The organism is Pseudoalteromonas sp. SR43-5, assembly GCF_014163835.1.
GTDB lineage: Bacteria > Pseudomonadota > Gammaproteobacteria > Enterobacterales > Alteromonadaceae > Pseudoalteromonas > Pseudoalteromonas distincta.
In genome coordinates this window covers 38,697-49,897 of sequence record NZ_JACJEA010000033.1, presented here as the reverse complement: position 1 = coordinate 49,897, position 11,201 = coordinate 38,697, and the positions used below count along the sequence as shown (strand labels likewise).

The following is an 11,201-nucleotide window of genomic DNA, read 5'->3' as shown; positions in this document are numbered from 1 at the left end:
ATACAAATTCAGTAAAAGTTCACCGTTACATATGTAAAAAGACGTTATAATTAAATTAACGCATACAACAACCCAAACTCACAAGGAATTACAATGAGCTGGCGCCACTGGATAACTCTTTCTGCTTTAATTAGTACCGCTACCTTCGCACAAGAAGAAGAAGTTGCTACAAACGAGCAAGACAACGACATCGAGCTTGTAAAACAGTGTATTTTAAATGAGGTAATTGGCGGAGATGGTAAACAGACATTAGACGACCTTCGTAAAAAGTGTTCAGCTCTTGAAGAAAATAAACAACTTACCGCGCTTGATAAACGCCAAGCCCGTGAAGAAGTAGGTAAAAAAAATAGAAATGTAATTACGCCACATAAGCGTAACTATATTTTACCGCTTTCGTACGTATCACACCCAAACGATCGCCCTTTTGATGGTTTTGATGCACTAACAGATGATAGCGACGGCGAACCGCTCGACAATCTAGAAGCCAAATATCAGCTATCGATAAAAGTGCCTCTTTACGATGATTTTTCGGATAAAGACCAAGCCATATTTTTTGGCTTTACACTGCAATCATATTGGCAGATTTATAACTCAGAAATTTCGTCTCCATTTCGTGAAACAAACTACGAACCAGAGATATTTTGGATAAATTACCTCGACCCAGAAAACGTATTATGGGGCGACGAAATGGCAATCGCATTAGGTATTTCGCACCAATCAAACGGTCGAAGCCAACCAAACTCGCGTTCGTGGAACCGTATTTACGCAGACTTTATTTGGGAAAATAGGGGCTTTGTTTTTAGCTTTAAACCTTGGTATCGCATAGCTGAGGACGAAAAAGAAGATATTTTAGAAGCCAATGGCGACGACAACCCAGACATATACAAATACATGGGTTACTTTGAATTTAGCGGCGCGTATCGTTTTCATGACCATGAATTTAGCTTTATGACGCGTAACAATTTAAATTCAGATAATCGCGGTGCAATTCAACTCGACTGGTCGTTTCCTTTATGGGGTCGCGTTCGTGGTTATGCACAATACTTTAACGGTTATGGCGAAAGCTTAATTGATTACAATGCGGATGTAGAACGTATTGGTGTCGGTATATTATTAACCGATTTGCTGTAATACTTCCCTAAGTTTTACGCACAAAAAAGCCAAGCATTGCTTGGCTTTTTTGTGTTTTGAACAGCTAAACAGTTATTTTTTTACTACAAACTGCCCTTCAAATTCTGCAACCACGTTATCACCATCGTAAATAGTTACTGGCACTACGTAACTTGCTTTACCGTCGGTTTCTAAATCGCTTAACTTGCCCTTACAGGTTTGTATATCAACACAACCACGTGGGTCGGTAGTAAGCGGTTTTAAGTACTTAATGTTAGCATCGGCTAATACAATATTACCTTCAAGCCCAGCTTCTTTAAGTGCTAAGTACGTAGCGCCCCAACCTGTTAGCGTGGCCAAGCTATAAATAGAACCTGCAAACATTGTGTTATGTAGGTTTAAGTTAGCGTCTAGGTCGGCGCTGGTTGTAAATTGCCAATCGGTATAGCTTTCTACCTTAATACCCATCGCGTCACTAATTGGAATAGACTCACGCCACGTATTTTGTAGTACTTGCGTCCAATTAGGGTGACGAAACCAACCTGGCTCAGACGGTTTTTGCTTTACCATTTTAAAGTGTTGAACATCGCCATACGCTAAGTGCGCTTTTTCTTTTAATTCGTAACCGTGGCGTTTATAAAACTCAAGCGCTCGTTCGCGTGCAAACAATACAAGCTCGCCTGCGTTTTGAACCCATGCAATTTTTTCAAGCTCGTGCAGTAAGCGACTACCAATATGCTGGTTACGATTACCCTCTGCAACCGCCATATAGCGCACTTGTGCTTGCTCATGATTGTTAAAGTGCAAACGTGCTACACCTAGCACTTCGCCTTCTTTATTTTTTATAAAGCGGTGCTCAGAGTCTTGTTCCATATCGTCTTGTTCAGAGCCACGAGGCTCGCCCCAAGGCGCGCGTAATACTTGCCAACGCAATTGGTAATACGCTTGCCAATCTTCGCTACTTTGTGGGGTGCTTACCTGAAACATACATACTCCTGTTGTTATATAAGCCGTAAATAAAAGTCAAAAAAGGCTACGGCGCTATACTAATAGTATTGATTATCTACCAAACTAAAAAGCTTAAATAATTAAGTCCGTTGGTATTATTTATGGCAAATACCATACTCCATCTTAAAAAAACTGCAAATACGACTTTGGTGATGGCTGTAAAATAACGTAAAAAATAATGGCAAAGGCCATTGCGCTTTAACGTTGCTAGTTTATGCTGAGAATATGATGGAAAAAATCAATTATATAAATTCACTGACGGGTTTGCTGGGCGATCAATTTATTGAAAATAGCCACAGCATTGGTCAGTTAATCTATTGGCATAAATGCAGTGGCGATCACATTCAAGTACGTGAGCACGAGCCGTTACGCTGGTTACTGATTAACGACACTCTTCAATCTGTTATTGATTTAAATAACCCGGATTTATTACTTTTTCCACATTTATTATGCCTAGGTAAGCATTGGCAGGCTCTTAAGCCGCCACAAAAAGTGTTAGAACTAGGCCTCGGCGGCGGAGCAATTCGTAATTATTTACAATACAAATACCCTAAAGCACAAATAACATCGGTTGAAAAAAACGCCGATATTATTGATTGCTATACCCAATTTTTTTCGTCAAATAAAAATGAGCAACTGCTTTGCGCCGATGCGCAACAGATTTTAAAAAGTGCGCAAAATATTGATTGGATTATTTTAGATTTGTTTAGCCAGATAGATGCACCTCGATTTTTATTTGAAGAGGCATTTTATAAAAAAATTTACTCGGCTTTAAATAACAACGGTGTGCTATTTATTAACTTTTTATCGCAGCATGAGTCGCAATTAAAGCAACTTCAGCAGCTATTACTCGATGTATTTGGTTGTAATGTTAGCCCGCAAAAAATTACGGGCTATGTAAATCATATTGTCGTGGTAACCAAAAACTTAAACAGATAAGTTAAACGTAACGGGCCCATCGTTACACAAGCTTACTTGCATATCGGCACCAAACTCACCGGTGGCTATTGTAAGCCCCAACTCTTTAGCTTGAGCAACAAAGTACTCGTAAAGCTCATTAGCTTGGCTTGGCGTTGCCGCAGATGAAAAGCTAGGGCGCATACCCTTTTTAGTATCAGCCGCTAGCGTAAATTGCGAAACCACCAGTAACTCACCTTTAATATCTTTAAGGCTTAAGTTCATTTTGTCGTTTTCGTCAGTAAAAATACGATAATTACTTACCTTGTGTAAAAGCTTATCGGCCGTTTGCGTATCGTCGTGTTTTTCAACTCCCAGCAACAACAATATACCTTGGCTAATTTCACCTACTACTTGGTTGTTAATTTCTACTTTGGCATGCTTTACGCGTTGTATTAAACCTTGCATTTAAACTGTGTCCTTTACTGCTGGTTCATCATCTTCTAGTTCAAGTTCTGGTGTTTCTGGAATATCATTTGGGCTAATACACGCAGTAAATTCAGCGCCAAGCAAAACAACTACCCACGATAAATACACCCATACAAACAAAATAGGAATGGTTGCTACTGCGCCGTAAATAACTTCGTACGAAGGAAAATGGCTAATATAAAGTGCAAACCCTTTTTTAGTCAGCTCAAATAAAAGTGCCGCAAAAAAAGCGCCAGGTATTGCCGCTCTGAACGATACACGCGTATTAGGCACTAAGGTGTAGAGCATAATAAAGCCCACCATCGAAATCCCATACGGCAATAACTTTAACAAAAACCCGCTAAACCCAGGAATACCCTGATCAGCAAACGATACCAAAGATACAATATAAGAGGTAACACCAATACTCGCTCCGAGTAATACAGGCCCTAAGCTCAAAACCATCCAGTACACAGCAAATGAGATCATCATTGGGCGTTTTTTCTTAATTCGCCAAATTCGATTTAGTGTGGCATCTACATTACGTATTAACAGCAAGGCTATTGCAGCTAAAAAGCCAATACCTACCGCCGTCATTTGATTAGCGTTACCGGCAAAGGAGCTAATGTGCTCTCTAATAACATCGGTAGAGGTAGGGACAAAGTTGGTAAACAAAAAGCTCTCAATTTCCATGCGAGTAGATTCAAAGCCCGGAAAAGCTGAAAATATAGCAACACCCACCGCAATTAATGGCACTAAGGAAAGAAGGGTTACGTAAGCAAGGTAACCTGCATTAACCGTTATTTGATCGTCTATACAACGATTAAAATACTGCATCCACCAACCAGGTTGCTGGCGTATAAAGGACTTAACTTGCTGTTTGTAATGTGAGAGCTTATCATTCATACAATTGACTTGTGCTTATATAGTTTTGATTATAATAACAATCAGCGCCATAATTTACAGCACTAACGCTCGTAAACAGGAATTCAAATGAAAAAACAAACATTACTCAGTGTTTCAATGCTTGTAGTAACACTTACTTTAACTGGCTGCCAATCAGCTTATTATTCTGCGATGGAAAAAGTGGGTGTTCACAAACGCGACATCCTTATCGACCGCGTAGAAGAAACCAAAGACTCTCAACAAGAGTCACAAGAAGAATTTAAATCGGCATTAGAGCGCTTAACGACTCTAATTGATTTTAATGGTGGCGAACTACAAGACACTTACAATCAATTAAACGACGATTACGAGTCGAGCTTAAATGCCGCTAACGAAGTGTCAACTAACATCAATAAAGTAGAAGACGTGGCAGAAGCTCTGTTTGATGAGTGGAGCGATGAGCTAGAGCAATACAAAAGCGCATCACTTAAGCGTGAAAGCAGCAAAAAGCTAACCGCAACTAAGCGTCAATTTGATCAGCTATTACGCTCAATGCGCAGCGCAGAGAGTAAAATGGAGCCAGTATTAACCTCGCTTCATGATAACGTTTTATACTTAAAGCATAACTTAAATGCACAAGCGGTATCGGCTATTAAAGGTGAATTCACTAACCTTAAGCGCGATATTCAATTGTTGATGAACGACATGAACAAATCGATTGCCGATTCAAATAAATTTATTGAACAAATGAATAGCGCAGGCTAGTCATTTATTACTTTAACAAGCCTGCTTAATTGCAGGCTTTTTTATGTTAAAGGGAATACTAAAAGGGATTTACAATGAAACGCTTTTTAATCGCAGCAATGCTCTTATGTATATTAACGGCCTGCGGTGCACCTAATAATATTAATCGTATTACCAGCTCTGACTCAGTTGTTGTTATTAATGATAAGAACGGTCGTTATAAAAATTTATACACAGGTGAAAAAACATATCCCACTACCTGTACTGAAAACTGCTACCCAGCTCACCCAGACTTACTATGCAAAACCGGCAGCGAAAACTGCCAGTACCAAGGCCAGCAAACTAAACCACAACTTAGCACTGGCTATACTGTGCGCTGGCTTGGCCACGCTAGTTTTGTAATTAACACACCAAATGGTCAAAGTGTGCTGTTTGATCCGGTAAAAAATCAGTTTGATTCTCCAGTCGCACTTGGCTTTAAACTCAGCGGTGGCACTTATCGTAAAGCAGGCGCTTGGCCTAGTGAGCAAGAACTGGAAAATATTGATGCGGTAATGTATTCGCATATTCATTACGATCATTTTAATAAAACCGACATACAAAGCATTGGCAATAAACCTCGCTATTTAACACCACTCGGTATGGCCGACAACTTCCCTACCGGCGGTTTTAATATTAGCGAAATGCCGTGGTACTCAACAACCAACATTGACGACTTAGTTATTAACGCCGTGCCAGCTCATCATTTTAGCGCTCGCGTATTAGTGCCCTTTATTTACGAAGATAACAATAAAGACTTATGGAATGGCTGGCTGCTCGAACAAAACGGTAGCACCTTATTTTTTGCAGGCGATACAGGCTACTCAAAACATTTTAAAGACATACAGCAAAAATACGGCGATATCGATATTTGCTTAATGCCAATCGCTTCTTACTACAGTAAAGAAAGTGGTAAATTTTATCGTTACGTTCACACCACACCAGAAGACGCGCTCAACGCAGCACATGAGCTTAACTGCAAAGTAATGACACCGTGGGGATACGGTAACTCAAGTTGGAAAATGGGCGACCACAGCAGTCATTCAGCCTTACTTCGCTTATTGCATATGTACAATAAAATGGATTTAAAAGTGCCGCTGTATATTTTAAACGAAGGCGAAAGTATTTCACTGTAACTATTCACTTAGCTGTTTTAAGATTGTTATTACATTAAGACGAATCGACAATAAAATTGAGAGATTAATGAAAAAATTAGCACTCGCCTTAAGCTTTTTATTAAGCACGCCAGCAATGGCTATTGATGTTGAACATACCTCAACTCCAATTACTATTGATGGCGTATCAGAAAGCGCATGGGATAAAGCCGCTTGGCACGACATGCCTTATTTAATGGATGGCACACTGCCAACAAACGATGCCGACTTTAAAGGGCGTTATCGTTTATTGTGGGATCAAAACTATTTATACCTACAAGCCGATATTGTGGATGATGTTTTAATAGATACACACGCAGATCCAACCTATAAATATTGGGATGACGATGCGCTTGAAGTATTTATTGATAGCGATGCATCGGGTGGTAATCATCAATTTAATCACACCGCATTGGCGTACCATATTGGCCTTGATAACCAAGCTGCCGATTACGGACCTGATAAAAAAGCCCATTTGTATACCGACCACCTAGTTAGTAACTGGAAGCGCAACACCACCGCGCCCTTTAACATCACCTGGGAAGTAGCGATAAAGCTCTACCCTAATAATTATAAAGAAGGGGCTAAAAACACCCCACTTACACTTAGCGAAAAGCAAGTAATCGGGTTTATGTTAGCGTATTGCGATAACGATGGCAGTGACGTGCGCGAGCACTTTATGGGCTCACACGAAGTACAACCAGTAAATGGCGACAGAAATCGTGGTTTTATAGATGCCGATGTATTTGGCAAAATAACCCTACTTCCTAAAAAGTAAGTTACTACCAATAAAATAATTGAACATGTATGTTGGGTTGAGCGAAGCGAGACCCAACGACCCCCCCACCAAAAAACACAGATACTTTGCATTATCGGCTGTTTCAGCTCTCTCTCTTTCTTCTCCTTGTGCAAAAGATCTTTAAGTAAATTATTCACAAAGAGGTTAAGAGGCGCTGCGCTTTTAGAGGTAAATATATTATGGAAATTTCATCTCAAAACAGTAGTCATATAATTTTTAACTAAATACTTTCAACTGACGACTATAGCTAACAGCTCTTATTTTCATCCACAAAAAAGCCGCTGTATTTTGCAATACAGCGGCTTTTAAAATCATTATTCTAAATTAATAGATTATGACTTAGGTGCACGACCCGCACGTTTACGTTCGTTTTCTGTAAGGTGTTTCTTACGGATACGAATGTTTAGTGGAGTAACTTCAACTAGCTCGTCATCATCGATGAACTCAAGCGCTTGCTCAAGTGAGTAGTTAAGGTGCGGAGAAAGCGTTTGCGCTTCATCAGTACCAGATGCACGTACGTTAGTTAACTGCTTGCCTTTAAGGGCGTTAACTGTAAGGTCGTTATCACGGTTATGAATACCGATAACCATACCTTCGTATACTTCAACACCGTGACCGATGAATAAACGGCCGCGCTCTTGTAAGTTGAATAATGCGTTAGTAAGTGCTTTACCAGTTGCGTTTGCAATCATTACGCCGTTCTTACGAACACCGATAGCGCCACCTTTATGAGGACCATAATGATCGAACGTATGGTACATAAGACCAGAACCCGAAGTAAGCGTCATGAAATCAGTTTGGAAACCAATTAAACCACGGCTTGGGATCATGAAGTCTAAACGCATACGGCCTTTGCCATCTGGAGTCATGTTAGTAAGTTCACCTTTACGTAGGCCAACTTGTTCCATAACAGAACCTTGATGCTCTTCTTGACAGTCAATAGTCACTGTTTCAAACGGTTCTTCTAGAACGCCATCTACAGTACGTAAGATAACTTCTGGACGAGAAACTGAAAGCTCGTAACCTTCACGACGCATGTTTTCAATTAAGATACCTAGGTGTAATTCACCACGACCAGAAACACGGAAGCTATCTGGGCTAGCAGTATCTTCAACGCGAAGTGCTACGTTGTGTACTAATTCTTTGTCTAAACGCTCACGGATATTACGTGACGTTACAAACTTACCTTCTTTACCACAGAAAGGTGAGTTATTTACAGAGAATGTCATTGTTACAGTTGGCTCATCAACACTTAGTGGTGGTAATGCTTCAACGTTTCCTGGGAAACAAACTGTATCAGAAATCTTAAGCTCACCAATACCTGTTACAGTTACGATGTTACCAGCGTAAGCTCTATCAGTTTCGATACGCTCAAGACCTAGGTAGCTTTGTACTGCACCAATTTTACCATTACGTGTAGTGCCATCAGCACTGATAATAGTAACTTGTTGGTTAGGAGCAACAGAACCACGTTTAATACGACCAATACCAACTACACCAACATAAGAGTTGTAATCTAGTTGAGAAATTTGCATTTGGAAGTCACCTTCAGGATCTGCATCCGGTGGTGATACTTCTTCAACGATCATCTTGAACATAGGTTCCATGTTGTCTGATGGTTCGTCTAAATCTAGTGTTGCCCAACCGTTGATTGCTGAAGCGTAGATTACTTTAAAGTCTAACTGTTCGTCAGTCGCGCCAAGGTTGTCGAATAAATCAAAGATTTGATCCATAACCCAATCTGGACGAGCGCCTGGCTTATCAATTTTATTGATAACGACGATTGGCTTTAAGCCTTGCGCGAATGCTTTTTGCGTAACGAAACGCGTTTGCGGCATTGGACCTTCTTGAGCATCAACAAGTAATAATACTGAGTCAGCCATCGAAAGTACGCGTTCAACTTCACCACCGAAATCGGCGTGTCCCGGGGTATCTACGATATTGATATGGTAGTCATTCCAAGAAATGGCTGTGTTTTTAGCCAAAATGGTAATACCACGTTCTTTCTCAATGTCGTTTGAGTCCATCACGCGCTCTTCGTTACCGCCGCGTGTTTCTAATGTACCTGATTGCTCAAGTAGTTTGTCAACCAGTGTTGTTTTACCATGGTCAACGTGCGCGATAATCGCTATATTTCTTAACTGTTCGATGCTCATATATTTACTCAGAGAAATTAAATTCTCATTGATCCTGCAAGATCTACGCACTCATCCACGCTTTCGCGAGATGTCCCAGCATAGGATTTAAAAGGGCGCATATTATCCCTCATTAATGACATGGATGAAAGTTTATCCAATATAAATTTCAAAACTTTCTCAATACTTTTACTAAGTATCTGTTTTATATATGACAATTATATGAATTAAATTTCAAATTTTTTTTGAAAAACAGCCTTTTTGGCTATTTTGCTGATCTTTTTGGTACTCTTTTGCATTTAGGTTATGCTATTTCCGAGCGATTAAATTAGCAGCAAATTGTGCCCTGTAAATTTTGCACCAAAAAGGAAAATTTACGCACCAACATAGTGCGTTTGTACATTCCATTTTGATGCAACGATATTTTTTTAATTTATAAACAGCTAGTTATAAAAATGGCACAAAATCAGCTTAGTAAATCCCAAAGCAATTATGCAGCAATAACAAAACCCAATAGTTGGAGGACACATGTCACAATCGGTTTTAGATTTTATTAAAGAAAATGACGTTAAGTTCATTGATTTACGCTTTACTGACACTAAGGGTAAAGAACAACATGTATCTATTCCTCATCACCAAGTTGATGAAGACTTTTTTGAAGACGGTAAAATGTTTGACGGTTCTTCAATTGCAGGCTGGAAAGGCATAAACGAATCAGACATGGTATTAATGCCAGTTGCTGACTCAATCAAACTAGACCCTTTCACTGAAGAATCAACATTAATCGTACGTTGTGACGTAGTAGAGCCTTCAACGCTTCAAGGTTATGAGCGCGACCCGCGTTCTGTTGCTAAGCGTGCTGAAGATTACATGCGCTCTACAGGTATTGCAGATACAGTTTTATTTGGCCCTGAGCCAGAGTTTTTCGTATTTGACGACGTTAAATACAAATCAGATATGTCTGGTTCTATGTACAAAATTGATTCTAAGCAAGCTGCTTGGAACTCAGATAAAGAATATGCAGATGGCAACACAGGTCACCGTCCAGGTATTAAAGGCGGTTACTTCCCAGTTGCTCCTGTTGATGACTTCCAAGATTGGCGTTCAGCTACGTGTCTAGTCCTAGAAGAAATGGGCCAAGTAGTAGAAGCACATCACCACGAAGTTGCAACAGCAGGTCAAAACGAGATTGCTACTCGCTTTAATACAATGGTATTAAAAGCGGATGAAATCCAAGAAATGAAATATGTTATCCATAACATGGCTCACTTATACGGTAAAACAGCAACGTTTATGCCTAAGCCAGTTGTTGGTGATAACGGTTCTGGTATGCATTGTCACCAGTCACTTGCTAAAGATGGTGTAAACCTTTTTGCTGGTGATAAGTACGGCGGCCTTTCTGAAGATGCGCTTTACTACATTGGCGGTATCATCAAGCATGCTAAAGCAATTAACGCTTTTGCAAATGCCTCTACTAACTCGTACAAACGTTTAGTACCAGGTTTTGAAGCACCAGTTATGCTTGCATACTCTGCACGTAACCGTTCTGCATCAATCCGTATCCCAGTGGTTCCATCTGAAAAAGGTCGTCGTATTGAAGTACGCTTCCCAGATCCAACTGCTAACCCATACCTTGCTTTCTCAGCAATGCTTATGGCTGGCCTTGATGGTATCAAAAACAAAATCCACCCTGGCGATGCTATGGATAAAGATTTATATGACCTACCAGCTGAAGAAGCAGCAGAAATCCCAACTGTTGCAGCATCACTTGACGAAGCACTATCTGCACTTAGCGCAGACCGTGAATTCTTAACTCAAGGTGGCGTATTCACTGACGACTTAATCGATGCTTACATCGAACTTAAATCTAAAGAAGTTGAAAAGCTTAACATGACAACTCACCCAGTTGAGTTTGAAATGTACTACAGCTGTTAATTTAGCTGTATAAAATATGTGTGTTCT

At 40.1% G+C, this 11,201-nt stretch carries 10 protein-coding genes; 6 read left to right on the top strand and 4 right to left on the bottom strand.

Features of this window, described 5'->3' with window-relative positions:
* The first annotated feature begins 93 nt into the window (after nucleotides 1–93).
* Complete coding sequence (locus tag H5090_RS17015; RefSeq protein ID WP_024597211.1) at nucleotides 94–1,131, top strand: phospholipase A; 1,038 nt, start codon at nucleotides 94–96, stop codon at nucleotides 1,129–1,131.
* A gap of 72 nt (nucleotides 1,132–1,203) precedes the next feature.
* Here the strand turns inward: H5090_RS17015 and H5090_RS17010 are convergent, their stop codons facing one another.
* Nucleotides 1,204–2,097 (bottom strand): bifunctional GNAT family N-acetyltransferase/hotdog fold thioesterase, encoded by an 894-nt coding sequence (locus H5090_RS17010; RefSeq protein ID WP_002961136.1) that lies wholly within the window; start codon nucleotides 2,095–2,097, stop codon nucleotides 1,204–1,206.
* A gap of 246 nt (nucleotides 2,098–2,343) precedes the next feature.
* Between H5090_RS17010 and H5090_RS17005 the strand changes: the two genes are divergently transcribed.
* Entirely contained in the window at nucleotides 2,344–3,057 is a 714-nt protein-coding gene (locus H5090_RS17005) for a spermidine synthase (protein ID WP_024597210.1), read from the top strand.
* On the opposite strand, the gene dtd is transcribed toward H5090_RS17005, so the two are convergent.
* Both dtd and H5090_RS16995 read right to left on the bottom strand, forming a co-directional pair.
* Complete coding sequence (dtd, locus tag H5090_RS17000; RefSeq protein WP_024597209.1) at nucleotides 3,046–3,483, bottom strand: D-aminoacyl-tRNA deacylase; 438 nt, start codon at nucleotides 3,481–3,483, stop codon at nucleotides 3,046–3,048. The two genes, H5090_RS17005 and dtd, sit on opposite strands and share 12 nt — an antisense overlap.
* Complete coding sequence (locus H5090_RS16995) at nucleotides 3,484–4,389, bottom strand: virulence factor BrkB family protein (protein WP_002961130.1); 906 nt, start codon at nucleotides 4,387–4,389, stop codon at nucleotides 3,484–3,486.
* A gap of 87 nt (nucleotides 4,390–4,476) precedes the next feature.
* Here H5090_RS16995 and H5090_RS16990 point away from each other — a divergent pair, with 87 nt between their 5' ends.
* The 3 genes from H5090_RS16990 to H5090_RS16980 all read left to right on the top strand — a co-directional run bounded on the left by H5090_RS16990 (nucleotide 4,477) and on the right by H5090_RS16980 (nucleotide 7,083).
* Nucleotides 4,477–5,133, top strand: a complete 657-nt coding sequence (locus tag H5090_RS16990) for a DUF2959 domain-containing protein (protein ID WP_002961128.1) — start codon at nucleotides 4,477–4,479, stop codon at nucleotides 5,131–5,133.
* 74 nt (nucleotides 5,134–5,207) lie between these two features.
* The gene (locus H5090_RS16985) at nucleotides 5,208–6,287 is read left to right on the top strand and encodes an MBL fold metallo-hydrolase (RefSeq protein WP_182696283.1); all 1,080 of its coding nucleotides are present in this window, start codon (nucleotides 5,208–5,210) and stop codon (nucleotides 6,285–6,287) included.
* Nucleotides 6,288–6,354: 67 nt separating this feature from the next.
* Nucleotides 6,355–7,083 (top strand): CBM9 family sugar-binding protein, encoded by a 729-nt coding sequence (locus H5090_RS16980; RefSeq protein ID WP_182696282.1) that lies wholly within the window; start codon nucleotides 6,355–6,357, stop codon nucleotides 7,081–7,083.
* 353 nt (nucleotides 7,084–7,436) lie between these two features.
* Here H5090_RS16980 and typA read toward each other — a convergent pair whose 3' ends face one another.
* On the bottom strand, nucleotides 7,437–9,260 hold the full coding sequence (typA, locus tag H5090_RS16975; protein WP_002961123.1) for a translational GTPase TypA: 1,824 nt from the start codon (nucleotides 9,258–9,260) through the stop codon (nucleotides 7,437–7,439).
* A gap of 507 nt (nucleotides 9,261–9,767) precedes the next feature.
* Between typA and glnA the strand changes: the two genes are divergently transcribed.
* Nucleotides 9,768–11,174 (top strand): glutamate--ammonia ligase, encoded by a 1,407-nt coding sequence (gene glnA / locus H5090_RS16970; protein ID WP_182692919.1) that lies wholly within the window; start codon nucleotides 9,768–9,770, stop codon nucleotides 11,172–11,174.
* The last annotated feature ends 27 nt before the right edge of the window (nucleotides 11,175–11,201 follow it).